This window comes from Nostoc sp. CALU 1950, assembly GCF_051172895.1.
GTDB lineage: Bacteria > Cyanobacteriota > Cyanobacteriia > Cyanobacteriales > Nostocaceae > Nostoc > Nostoc edaphicum_A.
The window spans coordinates 1-18,507 of sequence record NZ_JBDNJQ010000165.1 but is presented as its reverse complement, the minus strand read 5'-3'; the positions used below and the strand labels follow the sequence as shown (position 1 = coordinate 18,507).

Here is an 18,507-nt window from a genome sequence, read left to right as displayed (position 1 = left end):
AATTCTATCCCAAAAATAATACCTAAAAGCAGACACCTTGAAAGGGCTGGTCCTAGAGCTATTCAATTTTAGATTTTAGATTTTAGATTTTTCTTTTAATCCAAAATCCAAAATCTCATTTGTGCTGGAAGTGCACCAAGTTTAAATCTGCTCTAAAAATATTTCAACTGGATTTGGATATTGGTATCCGGGCCTGCCACTAAAAATGCTGCTTCGCTAAATTTGGGCGCTCTTGCCAGAATTTCTGGGTTGCTGGAAAATCCAAAGCCTTCGCTTGGGACACCAAAAAGATTGCTATTGAGAGTGCGGTCATTATTTTGATCGTGGAAGACAGCAACGGCGTACCTACCTGCTTTCAAGTTATCAAAGGTAATGGGGAAGGGAGTGTCAGTAATTTTCGTACACTGCTTTTGTAAGACTCGATCGCGATCGCCAGGAAATCCTTCACTGCTAGCAAATATACTGGCACAGATTTGTCCTTCTTTATTCTTAAAGCCATCAATTTCCACGGTGAGTTTGCCGTTAAAATTTGCCTTGGCATCAAATGACCATACCAGATTTCCCAGAACTGCCAATAGCAGCATCCTACCTCTCAATCCTCTCACCATAAAATTTCTACAATGTAAAATAAGTTTTCACTTTGATTCAGATCACGCAGGCTCATCGTGAGATTACATTATTCGGTCAATAATCGCAAGCATCCTGGCATATTTTTTCTATAGATGGCTGCGATCGCTAAATTATCAAATAGAATTCAGAAGTCAGAATGGGCTAAACCTTAGCTATCCGCTAAAAGGATTCAGCAATCTTGACGCGACTCGAAAATACTCGTTATTGATGCGAAGCAGCACTTTTTCGGTCAGAATACCCAACTGAATTTTGCTTGATAAAAAATTAGAAAAGTAGGGGGTTTTATACCTCCTACTTTTTTCCGCTTGGATAGAGAATGTTGCGGAATCAGTTCAATCTACTAATAGTGTGTTGGTAGCTCACATGGGAAACCAAAAAATATTTACCCTACAATCTCCCAATTGAGCCTTGTCCTTCAGAAAATCCAGTTGGATCACCTTCTTTGAGAAATCCACTGTAGGCTTCCATACCGTGTTCACCGATATCCAAACCTTCTAATTCCTCTTCTTTAGATACTCTGATACCTAAAGTAGCTTTCAGTGCCAACCAAAAAATACTACTGAGTAAAACAGTGAAGCCACCTACTGAGACAACGCCTAGCAACTGAACACCAAACTGTCCAAAGCCACCACCTGCAAATAAACCTTTTTCTGGGCCAAGTGCATACCAGGAATAAACACCAGGGCCGACAGACCATAGACCCACTGCTAGAGTTCCCCAGATACCACAAACTAGGTGAACTGAGGTAGCTCCCACTGGGTCATCAATGCCAAGTTTGTCAAAGAAGGTTACAGAGAAAACTACCAGTATTCCAGCAATGAAGCCAATTAATAAAGAACTAGGGATATTTACGTAAGCACAAGATGCCGTAATACCAACCAAGCCAGCCAAAATACCATTGATAATCATTGACAAGTCTGGTTTACCTAAATACAACCAAGCTGTAATGGTGGCGGCAATTCCACCGGCAGCACCAGCCATGTTAGTGGTTAGAGCAATGTGACTGATAGCACCAGGATCGGCAGCCATTACAGAACCGGGGTTGAAGCCAAACCAGCCCAACCACAGGATCAAACAGCCCAAGGTAGCAATACTCATGTTGTGACCGGGCAGTGCCACAACTTGCTTGTCTTGATATTTACCAAGACGGGGACCAAGAAATGCTGCTCCCATCAAAGCTGCCCAGCCACCTACAGAGTGAACCACCGTAGAACCGGCAAAATCCCAAAAGCCTCTGTCTGCTAGCCAACCACCACCCCAAATCCAATGTCCGGTAATGGGATAGGCAATACCTACAAGTAAGAGGCTGAAAATTAGGAAGTCAGCAAACTTAATCCGTTCGGCTACTGCACCAGAAACGATTGTTGCTGCTGTTCCAGCAAACACTAGCTGGAATAAAAACTTGGCTGCTAAAGGTACACCAGCCCAATTAAGAGCGCCGAAGATACCTTTATAAGTGTCTCCTGTGGCGGGACTGTTATCTGCTCCTCCTAAGAAAAACCCATTCAATCCAATGAAGTCGTTGCCATCACCGAACATTAAGGCAAAACCGATGGCCCAAAAGGCAACGGTGGACAGAGCAAATACAATCAAGTTTTTGGAAAGAACGTTGACAGCGTTTTTCTGACGACAGAAGCCCGTCTCTAACATACAAAAACCAGCGTTCATGAAGAACACTAAAAAGGCTGCGATCGCAACCCACAGAGTATCAAGAGCAACTTTGAGTTCTGCTGTCGTTGGCCCTGCGGCTGGAGCTTGGGCAACTGCGGCATAACCCCAACCCAACACAATTAGACAAGCTATGGGTAAACAAGCTTGCCAACTGGGAGAAAGCCGCTTCATCACTCGATTAAATAGCTTGACTTTGGCGTTGGATTGTGAGTCAGTAGCGTAATTTCTTGCAGACGAATACCTATTTTTTGTTTTCGATTTTTGTTTGTACATGAATTTGAGCATCATCCTCTAAACCATCCTTAAAAAAGGGAAAAGACAGGTTAAGCAGAAAAACCTAGCGTCCGAAGTTAGATCCAGTGGTTTTTGATATTTTTCCTTTAGACTACTTGTTTAAAAACCAGAAACTCAAATAACCTTAATAGGAGTTTAAGAAACTATTGGCACATCTGTAAATATTTTTCGTAGTTCTTCGTAAGAAATTTATGATGTAATTTCTAAAATAGTCAAGTCTTCTTCACTTAATCTTGAATATTTTGAAGAAGAATTCAGATGCCAAGATTGCTGTTTTGTTAAAAAGCATTTTTGGCGAGGAAATTGCCGAAAATTGTCTTGATAATGTAAATCAAAATTCCGGTAGTAAGTGGAAATAAATCTGTGAAAAATACATGATCACTACCCTACAACAGCTGTTTTTCAGCTAAAAGGATGATTGTTCGCTCTATTCACTATCAAGAGCGCTGATTCCAGGAGTCTGAGTACTATTTTTGTCTTCTTCTTCAATAAATTGCTCGATCACATAAACATCAGGCCATACTGACGCGCCATGTTCATAGAAATCAATCCCAATGCGATCGCCTTCAGGATGGACACGTAGGTGTCCCAGTGCTTTTAGACCACCGAACATCAAAAAGCTAAAGCCAACGGTGAAAACTGCGATCGCTACTACGCCCAAAAGTTGTATACCTAATAAATCAAAGCCACCACCTAAAAATAACCCTGCTTTTTTGTTGAGGGTGAGTTCTCCTTGACCTAAAAAGCCAACGGATAGAGTACCCATCATGCCATTAATCCCATGTACAGCAAATGCCCCCACCGGATCATCAATGTGAAGTGACTCAATCAAATCCACTCCCAAAGTAACCAAAATGCCACCCGTTAAACCAATCAAAACCGAAGCCCAAGGTAAAACATAGGCGCAAGGAGCTGTAATTGCCACTAATCCTGCTAGGGAACCATTAAGAGAATAAACCAAATCCCACTTACCTGTGCGGGTATATTGAAAAATTAGCGCTGATAATGCTCCGGCTCCAGCGGACAGTGTGGTATTAACTGTGACCAAACCAATCAATCCTGGATTCCCAGTGCTGAGGGTTGAACCAGGGTTAAACCCGTACCAGCCAAACCATAGAATCATTGTTCCGAGAGTTGCTAACCCTAAATTGTGTGCTGGTGGTAATCTTCCCCAACCAGGACGACCAGGACGGGAGCCAAGCAAATAAGCACCTACTAGTGCTGTCCAGCCACCAACGGTGTGGACAACAGAACTACCAGCAAAGTCGTGATAGCTCAATTTGGCTAACCAACCACCGGAGTTCCAAACCCAGTGAACTATGATTGGGTAACTAATTGCCCCCATAATACCGCTGTAAATTAAGTCGCCAATAAAGTCGGTTCTTCCAGCCATTGAACCAGTGGTGATTGTACTGGCGGTAGCAGCAAAGGCAAATTGGAAGAAGAACAAAGTATAGGTATTGATGGCGGCTGTAGAACCTGGCGCACCTAATGTATAGCTACCATCAGCACCAGGTAGCTGACTGAGGAAAAAGTTATCTATGCCAACTAACCCGCCAGCACTTGTACCAAAGGCAATCCCAAAGCCGATTCCCCACCACACTAAGATAGTTACAGCGGCATTAATGAAGTTTTCTAGTAAAACGTTAACTACACCTTTTTGCCGGATTAAACCTGCTTCTAACATAGCAAAGCCGGTTTGCATGAAAAATACTAAAAATCCAGTGATTAGTACCCAGATAGTATCAATGGAAATTTGCAGTTTCGTTGTAGTTTCAGATAAAGACTGAACAGTGGGAGGATCTACCGCCTCTACAATTGTGGGGGCAAAAACTGCGAACACTATTGAAGCGATCGCTAGCGCCAGTAGGCGATGCCAGGGTCGAATATACTTACTCATTGCTACTTTTTCCTGCTGGAAAAGCGGTAATTGATGTTGGTAATAGACTTAGCAAAATAAATTAACTTACATTAGATTGACCGAGTAAGATTTTAGCCAACACCTTTGGTCAATAATTATCTCATTGTCTGTGTCAGTTATTTTTCTGGTAACCAACTTTTTCTAATATCAAAAACTCTGATAAAAAAAACATAAACATTCATTCACAGAAACTATGAGACTACTTCTTGTTTGACTTTGGTAAATTTATGCCTAAACAGATAAATTTGATTGATTGTCTATTTACTTAAACCAAAAAACTGTATCGCAGAGTACATTTTTTCAATTCTGTTATGGAGGATAGCTGCTGATAGAACAAAACAAGTGACTATATCCTTTATGGCTAAGTATTTTATGATATCAGCATCGGACAATGATACATACAATTAACTTTTTATACAAAAAGTTAATTACTTGTTACTTTAAAGATGCGTTGAAAACCAATAATTCTCCTAATTCATCTCTGCAAGAAAAGGTTTGTATTAAAAGCAACGCAGATTTCCATAACCTATGCTGAGATAACATTAGTCGAGGTATTTATAGAAGAGTTATCACAGGCGATCGCTATTTTAATTGATCGGGTGTACCAGTTGAGTAGAGACGCGCTGCCTCCTGGCTGATCCTTAGACATCGCCTAACCGAGTAGCAATCAGTAAGGGAACCATCTATCGAAACTCTCATACAACCTTATAGCCTGAGTTAAATAGAATCGTATGGGTAACAAGCTTAACAAACCTAAATTCCTTAAACAAACCGGGTTTAGAGTACCTGTAATATGGGAGACTTGGCAATATTCCCTATAAATCAGATTCAAGATGAGCAACACAATTTCAGACATTGCAGTTAAGACCATCAATGGTGAAGATAAGCAATTAAACGACTACACCGGGAAGGTACTCTTAATTGTGAATGTGGCTTCCTACTGCGGTTATACTTCTCAATATGAGGGGTTAGAAAAGTTGAACCAGAAGTATGGGGAAACAGGATTACGTATTTTAGGATTCCCTTGTAACGATTTTGGAGCGCAAGAACCAGGAAGCAATGAAGAAATTGTGCAATTCTGCACAAGTAAATATGGCGTTAGCTTTGAGCTATTCGATAAAGTTCATGCCAAAGGCTCACAGCAGCATCCACTTTATGAACGACTTACCAAAGCCATTGAGCCAACAGGAACTGTTGCTTGGAACTTTGAAAAATTTTTAGTTAATAAACAAGGTGAAGTAGTAGCTCGATTTAATAGTAGCGTCCAGCCAAATTCACCAGAGATAATTGCCGCAATTGAGAAAGAATTAGCAAAATAGTCATTAGTCATTAGTCATTAGGTAAAAATTTTTGTACTATTAACTATTGACTGTTAGTTCTGGACTGTTAAATTGATTGACGTCCAGTTCTTTAATTGAGAATATTGTCTCAATGAGTAGTTTAATTTATTTGTGTCTAATTTGTCATGAACGTTGCAATCATTGGTTGTGGTTATGTTGGTTATAAAGTTGCTCAATACTGGCATCAAAATATGAATTTTGTTGTTAGTGTAACCACAACTTCCCCTGAGCGTGTCCCTACATTACAATCAGTATCCCAAAAAGTTGCAGTTACCTATGGGAATAACTTAGATAGTCTAAAATCAGTTTTGCACAATCAAGATGTTGTTCTTTTGAGTGTTGGTGCAAAAGGTGGAGAAGTTTATGAAGAAACTTATCTACAAACTGCCCAGACTTTAGTTTCATCCTTGCAGCAAATTCAAAGTGTAAAACAATTAATATACACAGGGAGTTATGCTGTCTATGGTGACAGAAATGGTGTATGGGTAGATGAAGAAACGCCACTTGCGCCGGCTAATTTAAATGCACAAATTCTCCGGAAAACAGAGGAAGTTTTGCTATCAGCATCTAACGAAAATCTCCGTGTTTGTATCTTCCGCTTAGGAGGAATTTATGGGACTGGTAGAGAACTCGTGAAAATATTTAGTAGATATTCTGATACAGTCCGTCCTGGCAATGGTGAAGATACCACAAATTGGATTCATCTAGATGATATTGTTGGTGCAATAGAATTTGCCCGTCAACGTCGGTTACAAGGGATTTATAATCTAGTAGATGATGCACATCTCACTAGCAGAGAATTGTTAGATAGCTTATTTGAAAAACATAATTTACCCAAAGTAAAATGGGATACTTCTGTCAAGAGTACCCGCCCATATAATGCTTGGGTATCGAATGAAAAGCTCAAAGAGGCTGGATACCAGTTCATTCATCCACAGATAATTTTTTAGGAAGTATTAACCACTAGGAATTATGCAACCATCTGCTGTAGCGAACACAACAAATTTGACAGCATCTCCTAGCCAGTTTTACAGTTGGCAGAATTATCGTTGCGCCTACGAAATTCATCAACCAATTAATACAACATCTGAAGGCGTTCCTTTACTGTTAATTCATCCGATTGGCGTCGGATTGTCGCGGCAATTTTGGCAGCGATTTTGTGGCGAATGGTATGATAGAGGTCAGCGTAATTCAATTTACAATCCTGATTTACTAGGATGTGGTGAAAGTGATATGCCTCATGTAGCTTACACTCCTAGTGATTGGGCAGAACAGTTGCAGTACTTTTTACAATCAGTAGTGCAAAGACCTGTCATTGTAGTAGTACAAGGTGCTTTATTACCAGTTGCTATCCAATTAGTCGAAAAGGAATCAAATTTAATTGCCGGACTGGTACTTTCTGGGCCGCCAGCGTGGGATTTGATGACAAATAAACCACCAGAATGGCAGGAAAAATTCCTTTGGAATGTGTTAGATTCGCCTTTTGGGAGTGCTTTTTATCGCTATGCACGCACCCAAACATTTTTGCGTTCTTTTTCAACTCGTCAACTCTTTGCTTCTGAGAATGCTGTGGATGCAGAGTGGTTGAATACATTGATTGCAGGTGCAGAAAACCTTGCTAGTCGCCATGCAGTATTTTCTTTTTTAGCAGGATTTTGGCGACAGGATTATACTAGTTTTATCGCCTCTATTGGGCAACCAACATTAGCGGTTATGGGAGAAACTGCATCGAGTATTAGCCAAGACAATAAAAAAGAAAAGCCAGATGAACGCTTGGCTCACTACCTCGCTTGTTTGCCTCAAGGTCGAGGTATAAAAATAAATGGGCGGAATGTTTTACCCTATGAATCAACTGCGGAATTTGTAGCTGCGATCGCGACCTTTATTAATGAAGTTTCTTAGCTAATTGATAGTTAGATGATACCAGTTCTCCCATGATAGGTTATGACTGGAATTGATTACTAAAGGCAAGCAAAATTATGTTCCCCAATCGCCGAGGACAAAGAGTTCCCAAAGTCACTTTTCATACTCGCCTGGACAACCAGTGGGTAGATGTGACAACCGATGAATTGTTTGCTGATAAGACAGTGGTTGTCTTCTCTTTACCAGGTGCTTATACTCCGACTTGTTCATCAACTCATCTCCCTGGCTATAACGAGTTGGCTGGGGTTTTCAAAGAAAATGGTGTCGATGACATTATCTGTATTTCTGTCAATGATGCCTTTGTGATGAACGAGTGGGCAAAGGATCAAGAAGCAGAAAATATCACACTAATCCCTGATGGTAATGGTGAATTTACTGAAGGCATGGGTATGCTGGTAGATAAATCAGACCTGGGGTTTGGGAAGCGATCGTGGCGCTACTCGATGCTGGTGAAAGATGGTGTAATTAACCAAATGTTTATTGAGCCAGATGAGCCAGGAGATCCCTTTAAGGTGTCCGATGCTGAAACAATGCTCAGATATCTCAACCCCCAAGCAGTGAAGCCGGAAATAGTTTCCTTGTTTGCGAAAGTAGGTTGTCCCTTCTGTGCTAGTGCGAAGGCAATGCTCAAGGAACATGGCATTAACTACGAAGAAATTACCTTGGGTAAGGATATCACTACACGGTCTTTACGAGCAGTTACAGGTGCGACAACAGTTCCCCAAGTCTTTATCGATGGTAAATTAATTGGTGGTTCTGAAGCACTAGAAGCCTACTTTGCTGCCAAATAGGTTTCAGTGGGCGCACACAGCCGTCAGCTATATCAACTTCAGATGAAGTCATAGTATTTTGACCGCAGCCTGATTTGTAAGAATTGAAATAAAATCCCCGACTTCTCAAATAAGTCGGGGATTTTATTTCTCAAAAGTCAGTAATTAATAAATCTTCAGATGAATAGATGTATTTTTGCCTAGTACAATACGGCGTAAATTTAGATAGGGCTTATGCGGCCAAAAGCTTACCCTTAAAAGTCCATTGGAAGGGACGAGCCAATTTTTGGTTGAAATAGTCAATGAAATTCAATATCTGTTGTTTGAGATCCATCTGAGAAGAAAAACTACCTCTTCGTAAAAGTTTGCGTGTCAAAATGCTAAACCAAATTTCAACTTGATTGAGCCATGAACAGTGCTTTGGAGTAAAGTGGAAAACAATTTTGCGTTTGGGATTGGCAAGAAACTGAGCGCGGGTTTGCATCACTCAAGGTAATTGTTAGCGCTTGGCAAGGCATAAGTAATCCAGTTATCTACATTATTTATACCCTAACCTTATTTACGCCCTATTGTACTAGTTGGTGAACCATTGGGGTAACGACTGCTGTAGTATGATTGTGATTTTGTACTAATAATGGTATAGAAAATGACGGCTCAATTTGAATACAGCACTCTTGCTAATCCACAGGATATTAAGCAGCTTGAGACTATCCTTGAGCAGTGTTTTATCAGCGGACTTGGTGGTGAAGAAGCTTATATCAACCTGATTGGGGTAGAAAATTTCCGCATTATTCGGGGATGGGAGCAAGTAGTTGGTGGATTGGCAACTCTGGATATGGGTCAGTGGTGGGGTGGTGTGCGTGTACCAATGACAGGAATTGCCGTAGTAGGCATTGCTCCAGAGTATCGTGGTTCGGGAGCTGCGATCGCTCTCATGCAGCACATGCTCAAAGAACTTTATGCTAGGGGCGTAGCAATTTCCGCTCTTTATCCAGCTGTTCAAACTTTGTACCGAAAAGTAGGGTATGAGCAGGGAGGTAGCTGGTGTATTTGGGAAATTTCTACCAGGAATATCCAAGTGCGGGAGCAACCCCTGCCTTTAGAACCAGTAGTGAGCATCCATCATGAAGTCTTTCATGAACTATATCAGCAGCAAGCGAGACTAACGCATGGATATTTAGACCGACATCCAGCAATTTGGCAGCGAATAATCCAACCAGATGAGAAAGAAACAGTCTATGCCTATTTTATTGGTACTAAAGAGCAACCCCAAGGCTATATCATCTTCACTCAAGAGCGAACAGAAGACGGTGAAATCCTTTGGGTAAAAGATTGGGTACTTCGCACAGTTGATGCTGCACAAACTTTCTGGTCTTTTCTGGCAAATCATCGCTCCCAAATTCACCAGGTGCGATGGAAGAGTTCTGCAATTGATTCGCTGACATTGCTACTACCAGAGCAAACTGCCAAAATATGGCGTGAGAGTCGTTGGCTGTTTCGGGTAATAGATGTAGTCAAGGCGCTGGAAGCACGGGGTTATCCATCGGAAATCCAAGCTGAACTGCACCTAGAAATTCAAGATAATTTGCTACCTGCAAACAATGGTAAATTCATTCTTTCTGTCGCCAACGGACGTGGCGAAGTCACAAAAGGCGGAAAGGGCGAGTTACAGCTAAATATCCGCGAATTGGCACCATTGTATACAAGTTTGTTCACTCCCTACCATTTGCAACAAGTGGGAAAACTTGATGGGACAGAAAAGGCTATCTTAGCAGCTACGCAAATATTTGCAGGTGCCTCGCCTTGGATGGCTGATTTCTTTTAAAAGGAGTGGGGAAAGTGGGCCCCTCTGGAGATAAGGGTAATGGGGAAGCGATTAAACTGTTGTGCCTCAAGTTTTGGCTCAACTGGTTGCGGCGATAGCGTAGCGTTAGCGAGTAATCGAGCGTCGGAGTCCCCCACCATACATAAAAGTTGGTGGGTAAGAGCAAGCACCATAATTTTTCGATTTTACACCCAGTCCCCAATCCCTAATCCCCAGTCCCTTTTACCTCACATCCCCAACGCTCCCCAATCAAAAAAACATAAGTTGGAAACATAATTAATCATTAGTTCGTCCTTCGGCTAGATTAGCAATTTCTGTTGTCAATTCACATCATAAAGAAGGATACCAGCGATTTTTTTTGATAAATCATGACTACCTGATCTTAGATAAGTAAGTATAGGTGAATCAATTAAGGTTTCAATACTACTCGGTTAAGCATTTTGAACCCAAAGTTTGGTTTTGGGTAAGGGTTAAAGGGTAAGGGTTAAAGGTTTTTAATTTCCCTTTCCCCCTTAACCGACAAGTATTGATTAAGGTTTGTAGTTTGCGTTTGAGCGAAAATAGCGCAAACTACGAGCCACAAAATTGGATTTTCTCTACTTATTTATCATCAAAAAAAATAAGTCAATGGGATTTATGCTTTTTGTCCGGAATTTCAGTATGATCAGCAGAAAACAATCTAAGGTAAAGTTGATTAGTTGCTACATAGTTGCATACCTACAATCACAAAATGAAATCACATTTACTTGCGATCGGTTTAAGCAGTTTGCTTCTATTTGCAGGACAAGCTAAAGCTTCACGATTACAGTCTTGGTACTTTGATTCTAAGCAAAATCAATTACACCTAACTACAACTTCTGGAATTCAACCAAAAGCCTTTTTATTAGATAATCCTAATCGATTGGTAATTGACTTACCTGGAACTAGTTTTAATTCAGATAGTGTTAAAAAAGCTTTTGGTAATGCAGTCAAAGAAATTCGGATCGGAAAACTAGATAGTAAAACGACTCGTTTTGTCGTAGAATTAGCTCCAGGTTATCATATTGATTCCCGTAATCTATCCATCAAGGGAGATTCTCGTTCTCATTGGATTGTAAAATTTAACTCATTTGACCGGCAAAGCAATAACATTTCTGGGGAAAATAGACAAGATATTGCCATTAATTCCACAGATGCTTCAACATTTGCGGGAGTTGTAAACCTTGGTCAAGAAATGCAGGGCATCAGTTCTCAAATTCGCGCATTGTTAGCAACTTATAAATCATTAAACCCTGGAATATTTTTCTTAGATTTAGATACAGGTAACTATATAGATATTAATGGCGAAAAAAGATTTGCGGCTGCCAGTACAATCAAATTTCCCTTATTAGTAGCTCTTTTCCAAGAAATAGACGCTGGTAGAATTAAATTAACAGATAAATTAGTGATGCGGCGCGATTTAAGGGTTGGTGAAGCCGGAACTATGAAATACAAACCCGTTGGAACTAAATTTAGTGTCCTCCAAACTGCTACCTTGATGATGACCATTAGCGATAATACCGCCACAAATATGGTTCTTGATCGTTTGGGTGGTACAGCAAAAGTTAACCAACGTTTTCGTGGCTGGGGATTGCAAAATACAGCAATGCAGAATTTACTTCCAGATATTCCTGGCAAAAATACAACCAGTTCCAAAGATTTAGTCAGATTGGCGGCGTTAGTTTCTAATAATCGTTTGCTATCTCCAAAGAGCCGCAATCAAGTTTTAGGGATTATGCGCCGTGTCAAAACTAATAGTTTGCTACCGGCTGGTATTGGTAAAGGAGCTACCATTGCCCACAAAACTGGCACATTGAGATTTATTATTGGTGATGCGGGTATTATTGAAATGCCCAATGGTAAAAGCTATTTAGCAGGTATTTTGGTGCAAAGACCAAACCACGATCGCAGAGCTGGAGATTTTGTCCGTGAAGTTTCTCGCAGAGTCTACAATTACCTAAGCCAAACCAGAGTTAGCAATATAGAATCGAACTCTAGCGATCGCACTCCTTAGTAATGGGGACGAGGGAGAATTATTGATTGAAGAAGGCAGAAGGCAGGAGGCAGAGGGCAGAAGGTTCAATTTAGAAGGGGATTCAATACCATACTTAATTGGGGCCACCAAATTTTCAATTTGGTGGGGGTCTTAAACCCTTGTTCCTTTTGGTCACGGGCAGAGGGCAGAAAATAGTATTCCTTCTGCCTCCTGCCTTCTGCCCTCTGCCTTTCTAGATAAATCTCTCCCTCATTTCCCCCACCTGAGTTAACTTGCTACTTAACTTAAGAAATTTGGCGTACCACTACCACCATTTCTACCAACAGGAGGAATTTCCAGTAGGCTATCTGTGGCTTTGCCAGTACCATCATTAATAACGGACGTAGAGTTACCCCCTGGATGTCCATTGGGAATGAACAATTGCGGATGATCAAAGGGCGCTTTGTCATAACGAACTCGCTCATCGGTGAGTCCTTTCATGAAGGCTACCAAGTCATCTTGTTCAGTTTGGCTTAGTCCCAACGGGGCGAGGGCGCTTTGCGGGCGGAAATCTCCACCACGATTATAGAAATCCATCACTTGCGGCAGAGTCAAATAACCACCATTGTGAAAGTAAGGGGCGGTTAGTTCTATGTTGCGTAATCCGGGAGTCTTAAAGCTTCCATCTGCAACTATTCTGTCATTGGGGCTAACTGTAATATTGGGGTTTGAACCGAGAAGTAATGGAAATTTATCCAAAGCAGCAACTCGCGACTCTGAAAGCGGGTTGCCAAATGGGTCTTGACCACCAACACCAGTGTCTTCTAGGGTACGTCTAACACCAAGATTGAAGAAGCCATTGTCAAAGACAATTCTGAGATTAGGAATGTTTATGGTTCCCAGTCGTTGCTTCTTTATATTGCTCACCGAGGCGTTGGTAAGTTCTAGTCCACCGTGACAACCGATGCACCGAGCTTTACCCTCGAAGAGTTGTTTCCCTCGTTGCTGCTGCTCGGTGAGGGCGGTGGTGTTTCCTTCCAAGAAGCGATCGTAGGGTGTATTGTCGGAAATAAGTGTAGACTCGTACAACTGAACTGCCAGCCCGAAGAATAACGAGAAGTTATACTCCGATAGCGTGTACTCATCGGTTTCGGAAGAGTTATCAGGTTTTTTGACAAAACTCCGTCTACCTTCAGCATCAACTTGGATGAGTTGATTAGACTTCCACCACTCCGGCTTGAAGGCATCTTTAACCAGTTGATCGTAAGTTTTATCTTTCAGTCCAGGTTTAGGCCATCTACTGTCTGCACCTAAAACGCTGTCTTGTGGATGCACAACCTGTTTGCCTAGCGGTCTGAGGCGAGATAACTTTTTCGCCAGTTTTCGGGGAAGCTTTTTACCCTTACTAGCACTACGAGATTTTCTGTCAATTCGCCCGAACTTATCACCAATTTCTTCAAAGGTGCGACCATCAGCCGACGACTCAAAGGAACTGAGTGGCGGGCCAACCGCTTGGGAAGCCAAAGACGAATTATTCAGGCTAACTTTGACAAATTTGAGTTGATTGGGGTTTTCTGCTTTGACAACAGAGGCGTTAGGATCTCTCAAACCGAAGGGATTCACTCCATTAAAGATATCCTGTGCCCTTCCATCCCAGAAGTTGCGGAAGTTGAATACTGCATTAATTACAGTTGGTGTGTTACGCGGTTCAACGCGGCGCACATTTATGCCTCCCACGTTAAAAACCTGATCTGGCTCATTTTTCACCTGGTCTTCTGCATTACCAGGTGTGACATCCACAAACTTTGTATTGAAAACCCCCTGAGAGGAACTGACATCATTAATGTCACTGTGGAAGGGAAAATCTTCTGGTTTGAGTTGGTAGTTTGGTAGGCCGCCTACATTAAAAACTGTATCTGGATTTTCTGTACCATCAGAGTTGATCCGCAAAAGCCCAGGAGCGATCTGATTTTTGGATCTATTGTCGGCTCCAGCATGGAAGTGACAACTAGCACAGGAGGTCTGTCCATCACTTCCAACCTGCATATCCCAAAAAAGAGTCTTTCCTAACTTGATTGCAGCTACTTTGTCTTTTACAAAGTCTCCAAGATTGTCAGGTTCTGGAACCGATACGCTCTTGAGCGAAACTGGAGGCGACCCCGTAACCTGGGCCGATACAGTATTTCCAGCGATTACTGCTGCCATAATAAGGACAGCAATTGTTGTAGTCTTTAAAAATCTTGATCTCAAGTATTTAAGCTTGCTATATCCGAATCTCCACTCTTGGCGCTTGATTTTTGTCACCACAGATTTGAGCAAAAATCGACCTTTGGAGGCCAGCAGGAAGTAAATTGATAAGCTTGTAATAAAGACTACTAAGATTATGATGGGTATAAACCCCATAATTTTTATACTAAAGTGACGCCGAAATAAATCATACACTTACGTGGAAGTCCAAAATTTAATATTCATGTAAAGTAATTACGCAATTTACTAATTTTATGTAAATAAAAAACGCCATCTACTGGCTCAAAATAAATTGGGTAGAGTAGATAAGTTGTTCTATGTTGAATTTATATGAACCAAACTATTAAGATAGTTTCTCAATAAGAACTTGTAAAATCTAGATATGCAAATTAGATACGTTTTAATTTATTGTCAGCCCTACTTTCAGTAGGATATTTGAATGTCACTACATCAAAGTTCTGGACGCTGGCGCTTAGGGCTAGCTTTATCGCTATTGACGGTTTTATTGTGGGGAATTTTACCTATTGCTTTGACGATAACTCTGCAAGCACTTGATGTCTATACCGTTATTTGGTTTCGCTTTTTGGCATCATTTATACTACTTGCTTTGTATTTAGGAATACGCGGTAAATTACCAAAGTTAGAACAACTACGCTCTGCTTCTTGGAAATTATTAGCGATCGCTACACTTTTCTTAGGGATTAATTACTTTCTGTTCATGCAAGGTTTAGCACTAACATCGCCTGCTAATGCTGAAGTTCTCATTCAATTATCTACCCTTTTATTAGGTTTAGGAGGGTTAGTGATTTTTAAAGAACGTTATCGGCTGTATCAATGGATTGGTGTAAGTGTAATGATTTGTGGTTATCTTTTATTCTTTCGTGAACAACTAACAAATTTAATTACGGCCCAAAGCACATACATACTAGGTAGCGTTTTGATTGCGTTAGGAGCAGTAGCATGGGCTATTTATGCTTTGGCACAAAAGCAGTTATTACAATCTTTATCTTCTCCTAGTATCATGTTGATTATTTATGGTGGATGTGCTTTATTATTCACTCCTCTAGCCAGAGTAAAATCACTTTTTATACTTAATAGCTTCCATTTAGGGATGTTGATTTTTTGTGCGTTGAACACTTTAATTGCTTACGGTGCATTTGCCGAATCATTAGAACATTGGGAAGCATCACGAGTAAGTGCGGTAATAGCTTTAGCTCCCATTGTGACATTAATATTAGTCGCAGTTGTATCAGTTATTGCACCTTCTTGGATACCATCAGAACACTTCACTTTCATCGCCATCTTAGGAGCGGGTTTAGTAGTCACAGGTTCAGTAGCGATCGCCTTGGGAAAAGCTGATTAATCAGAATATTTTTCCGGATTCTTACTGGGTTTTCCATCTAGTAAATTCGTGCAAGATTCAAAGCTACAACATAAATACTGAGGCAGACTATTTTTTATTTGTTATGATTTAATAGTGAAGGCAAACTACTGAAGTCATCTGGATACTTTACCCATCTCTGTGACTCTGTAGTATTTAATTGTTGACCTGATAGCCGAAAAAATTATTGAAGAATAATTCAGAAATCAGAATTTAGGAGTCAGAATCTATTACTAGACATTGGGAATCACTACTTTTTTGTTTACTACCAGATACTAGTTTTGGTAGGGATTTGAAACCCATTTATACCCATTATCTTAAGCAAGCTACATTCGCAAGTCATACATAATTCATCCTGAATTATCACTCCTGACTCCTAAATTCTGTTCTGATAAAATTGAGGCTAAGAACTTTAAGTAAACCAAGCAGGGCGCCCGAATAACTACCAAAGCCAACACCTGATAAAACCAGACCACCGAAAAAGTTGAGCGATGAATAGTTTGTTTGGTAATTGGGCCAGCACCCTAAGAAAAAATTCTCTATTGCTGGTTCTTTCAATGGTGCTGCCAACGTTTGGAATTAGCAATTCTGTCTTGGCAGCAGAGCGGATTTATGCATCTTATTCAGCTTTAGAGCTTTCCATTTCAGTCACGACTTTAGAAAACTACGCCAAAACAGGCGTAATTAACGAAGACTTGGCAGGATATCAGCAATATCTGCCTCTACAACAGCTTCAAGAATTGCGGCGGATTTTACTCAATCGTGTGAAAGTTAGTCCGGTAGTAGTTTCACAACTTCTCTACACTCCACAAGGAGAATTTTTACTGCATCGGTTGGCGCAAGTCATTAAAACCAATCAGCCAGAACCAGGATTTGGTGCTTTGCGTTCGGCGCTAATTTTAGCCTCTGCTGAATCGGGAGGCTTGACACTTTTGAATGTGTTGCGTAAATATCCCAGCAGCAGCATTCGTCTTGATGTCGCCGAGACTCTGGAAATAGCTACAGAATTGGAGAGACTTGTTAACCAAACCCATCTTGCGATCGCAGCAGTTTCCCAAAAGTCCAAAATAGAAGCTGATACCATTTCACAACCAAATTTCTCGCAATTACCTGATTTAAAGGTTCCGGGAAAGTTGAAGTCGCAAAAATACACTCTGAAGTTTTTCGACTCAACACGCAATCGGCTTCTATTAACTGATGTTTACATTCCCAATGTCCAGAATGTTGCACCCATAATTGTAATTTCTCACGGCTTGGGTTTAGACAGCAGTAACTTTCAATATTTAGCCACTCATCTAGCTTCCTACGGATTTGCCGTTGCCGTTCCCAATCATCCTGGTAGTGATACTAAACAATTGCGTTCGCTGTTAAATGGACGCGCCATTGAAGTAGCAGAAGCGAGTGAATTTCAAGACCGACCAATGGACGTAACATATATACTGAATCAATTGGAAAAAGGTAATCAATCTGATTCACGGTTTAAAGGTCGGTTAAATCTGCAACAAGTTGGAGTACTTGGTCAATCTTTGGGAGGCTACACAGCCTTGGCTCTAGCAGGCGCTAAAATCAACTTCAAGCAGCTAAAACAAGACTGTCAACCAGCAGCACTGCAAAATACCTGGAATATGTCTTTACTGCTTCAGTGTCGGGCTTTGGAATTGAGCATCAGCAAGTCTGGCAAGGATTATAACCTGCGGGATGAGAGAGTGAAAGCTGCGATCGCAGTTAATCCCATTACTAGTTCTATTTTCGGCAAAGCTGGCTTAAGTCACATCCAAACTCCAGTGATGATTGTCAGCAGTAGTGATGATACAGTTGCACCAGCTTTATCCGAGCAAATTTTACCTTTCTCCTGGTTGGCGAATTCGCAAAAGTATCTCGTCATGCTTGAAGGTGGTACTCACTTTTCCACCATTGGCAATGGAAACCCTGCAAATCAACAAGTAGCATTACCTGCCGATATGATTGGTGATGCTTCCCAAGCGCGTCGTTACATGAATGTTTTGAGTTTACCTTTCTTCCAAACATACATTGCAGGAAGGTCACAATACATCCCTTATCTGAATGCAGGCTACGCTCAAAGTATTTCGAGTAAATCGCTTGGGTTGAGTCTCGTCAAGTCATTAAGTACAACCGAATTGGCACAATTACTGGATATCAAAGGAGCCAAACCCGCAAAAAAAAACTCCCCAACACCATAGTCAGTTTCGGATTTTGGATGTTGGATATTGGCGTTACATTGCTCCATGTGATGATTTTTATTTGAAAACCAATTAACTAGGACTCAATACTGCTCGGATTTTGCATTTTTAACTCAGAATTTGGTTTGGGGAAAAGGTTAAAGGTTTTTTCTTTCCCTTTTCCCCAAAACCTGACAAGTATTGAGCTAGGACTTACGTACTATACAAATTAATCATGGTATGGACTCACCAAAATAGTTTTTTTAGGGTTTTATTACAATACAGTTCATATAAGACCAAAACACTTGTAGAGACGGCGATTTATCGCGTCT

At 40.9% G+C, this 18,507-nt stretch carries 13 protein-coding genes; 8 read left to right on the top strand and 5 right to left on the bottom strand.

Annotated features, from left to right (window positions below):
- Nucleotides 1–152: 152 nt before the first annotated feature.
- The 3 genes from ABF638_RS30770 to ABF638_RS30760 form a co-directional block, all read right to left on the bottom strand.
- Nucleotides 153–584, bottom strand: a complete 432-nt coding sequence (locus ABF638_RS30770) for a DUF2141 domain-containing protein (RefSeq protein WP_435026664.1) — start codon at nucleotides 582–584, stop codon at nucleotides 153–155.
- 433 nt (nucleotides 585–1,017) lie between these two features.
- Nucleotides 1,018–2,574: an ammonium transporter gene (locus ABF638_RS30765; RefSeq protein WP_435026663.1), complete on the bottom strand. Its 1,557-nt coding sequence runs from the start codon at nucleotides 2,572–2,574 to the stop codon at nucleotides 1,018–1,020.
- 448 nt (nucleotides 2,575–3,022) lie between these two features.
- Nucleotides 3,023–4,495 (bottom strand): ammonium transporter, encoded by a 1,473-nt coding sequence (locus ABF638_RS30760; protein WP_435026661.1) that lies wholly within the window; start codon nucleotides 4,493–4,495, stop codon nucleotides 3,023–3,025.
- An 854-nt stretch (nucleotides 4,496–5,349) separates the two neighbouring features.
- Between ABF638_RS30760 and ABF638_RS30755 the strand changes: the two genes are divergently transcribed.
- The 4 genes from ABF638_RS30755 (at nucleotide 5,350) to ABF638_RS30740 (ending at nucleotide 8,570) form a co-directional block, all read left to right on the top strand.
- Nucleotides 5,350–5,835 (top strand): glutathione peroxidase, encoded by a 486-nt coding sequence (locus tag ABF638_RS30755; protein WP_435026659.1) that lies wholly within the window; start codon nucleotides 5,350–5,352, stop codon nucleotides 5,833–5,835.
- Nucleotides 5,836–5,981: 146 nt separating this feature from the next.
- Nucleotides 5,982–6,806: an SDR family oxidoreductase gene (locus ABF638_RS30750; protein WP_435026657.1), complete on the top strand. Its 825-nt coding sequence runs from the start codon at nucleotides 5,982–5,984 to the stop codon at nucleotides 6,804–6,806.
- 22 nt (nucleotides 6,807–6,828) lie between these two features.
- On the top strand, nucleotides 6,829–7,758 hold the full coding sequence (locus ABF638_RS30745) for an alpha/beta fold hydrolase (RefSeq protein WP_435026656.1): 930 nt from the start codon (nucleotides 6,829–6,831) through the stop codon (nucleotides 7,756–7,758).
- A 77-nt stretch (nucleotides 7,759–7,835) separates the two neighbouring features.
- Nucleotides 7,836–8,570 carry a glutathione peroxidase gene (locus tag ABF638_RS30740; protein WP_435026655.1) on the top strand — a complete coding sequence of 245 codons (735 nt, stop codon included), beginning with the start codon at nucleotides 7,836–7,838 and terminating at the stop codon, nucleotides 8,568–8,570.
- Nucleotides 8,571–8,781: 211 nt separating this feature from the next.
- Here ABF638_RS30740 and ABF638_RS30735 read toward each other — a convergent pair whose 3' ends face one another.
- Complete coding sequence (locus tag ABF638_RS30735) at nucleotides 8,782–9,033, bottom strand: transposase (protein WP_435026654.1); 252 nt, start codon at nucleotides 9,031–9,033, stop codon at nucleotides 8,782–8,784.
- A 162-nt stretch (nucleotides 9,034–9,195) separates the two neighbouring features.
- On the opposite strand from ABF638_RS30735, the gene ABF638_RS30730 reads away from it, so the two are divergent.
- Both ABF638_RS30730 and ABF638_RS30725 read left to right on the top strand, forming a co-directional pair.
- Nucleotides 9,196–10,374 (top strand): GNAT family N-acetyltransferase, encoded by a 1,179-nt coding sequence (locus tag ABF638_RS30730; RefSeq protein WP_435026653.1) that lies wholly within the window; start codon nucleotides 9,196–9,198, stop codon nucleotides 10,372–10,374.
- Between the two features lie 730 nt (nucleotides 10,375–11,104).
- Entirely contained in the window at nucleotides 11,105–12,406 is a 1,302-nt protein-coding gene (locus tag ABF638_RS30725) for a serine hydrolase (RefSeq protein ID WP_435026652.1), read from the top strand.
- Between the two features lie 261 nt (nucleotides 12,407–12,667).
- Here the strand turns inward: ABF638_RS30725 and ABF638_RS30720 are convergent, their stop codons facing one another.
- Complete coding sequence (locus ABF638_RS30720; RefSeq protein ID WP_435026651.1) at nucleotides 12,668–14,770, bottom strand: cytochrome-c peroxidase; 2,103 nt, start codon at nucleotides 14,768–14,770, stop codon at nucleotides 12,668–12,670.
- 283 nt (nucleotides 14,771–15,053) lie between these two features.
- Between ABF638_RS30720 and ABF638_RS30715 the strand changes: the two genes are divergently transcribed.
- Together ABF638_RS30715 and ABF638_RS30710 are read left to right on the top strand one after the other, a co-directional pair.
- Entirely contained in the window at nucleotides 15,054–15,977 is a 924-nt protein-coding gene (locus tag ABF638_RS30715) for a DMT family transporter (RefSeq protein WP_435026650.1), read from the top strand.
- A 509-nt stretch (nucleotides 15,978–16,486) separates the two neighbouring features.
- The gene (locus tag ABF638_RS30710) at nucleotides 16,487–18,196 is read left to right on the top strand and encodes an alpha/beta hydrolase (RefSeq protein WP_435026649.1); all 1,710 of its coding nucleotides are present in this window, start codon (nucleotides 16,487–16,489) and stop codon (nucleotides 18,194–18,196) included.
- The last annotated feature ends 311 nt before the right edge of the window (nucleotides 18,197–18,507 follow it).

Coding starts and splice junctions, on each gene's coding strand:
- ABF638_RS30765 (WP_435026663.1), bottom strand. CDS start 2,574: ATGTACAAACAAAAATCGAAAACAAAAAATAGGTATTCGTCTGCAAGA.
- ABF638_RS30760 (WP_435026661.1), bottom strand. CDS start 4,495: ATGAGTAAGTATATTCGACCCTGGCATCGCCTACTGGCGCTAGCGATC.
- ABF638_RS30740 (WP_435026655.1), top strand. CDS start 7,836: ATGTTCCCCAATCGCCGAGGACAAAGAGTTCCCAAAGTCACTTTTCAT.
- ABF638_RS30725 (WP_435026652.1), top strand. CDS start 11,105: ATGAAATCACATTTACTTGCGATCGGTTTAAGCAGTTTGCTTCTATTT.
- ABF638_RS30745 (WP_435026656.1), top strand. CDS start 6,829: ATGCAACCATCTGCTGTAGCGAACACAACAAATTTGACAGCATCTCCT.
- ABF638_RS30770 (WP_435026664.1), bottom strand. CDS start 584: ATGCTGCTATTGGCAGTTCTGGGAAATCTGGTATGGTCATTTGATGCC.
- ABF638_RS30730 (WP_435026653.1), top strand. CDS start 9,196: ATGACGGCTCAATTTGAATACAGCACTCTTGCTAATCCACAGGATATT.
- ABF638_RS30750 (WP_435026657.1), top strand. CDS start 5,982: ATGAACGTTGCAATCATTGGTTGTGGTTATGTTGGTTATAAAGTTGCT.
- ABF638_RS30720 (WP_435026651.1), bottom strand. CDS start 14,770: ATGGGGTTTATACCCATCATAATCTTAGTAGTCTTTATTACAAGCTTA.
- ABF638_RS30715 (WP_435026650.1), top strand. CDS start 15,054: ATGTCACTACATCAAAGTTCTGGACGCTGGCGCTTAGGGCTAGCTTTA.
- ABF638_RS30755 (WP_435026659.1), top strand. CDS start 5,350: ATGAGCAACACAATTTCAGACATTGCAGTTAAGACCATCAATGGTGAA.
- ABF638_RS30735 (WP_435026654.1), bottom strand. CDS start 9,033: ATGCAAACCCGCGCTCAGTTTCTTGCCAATCCCAAACGCAAAATTGTT.
- ABF638_RS30710 (WP_435026649.1), top strand. CDS start 16,487: ATGAATAGTTTGTTTGGTAATTGGGCCAGCACCCTAAGAAAAAATTCT.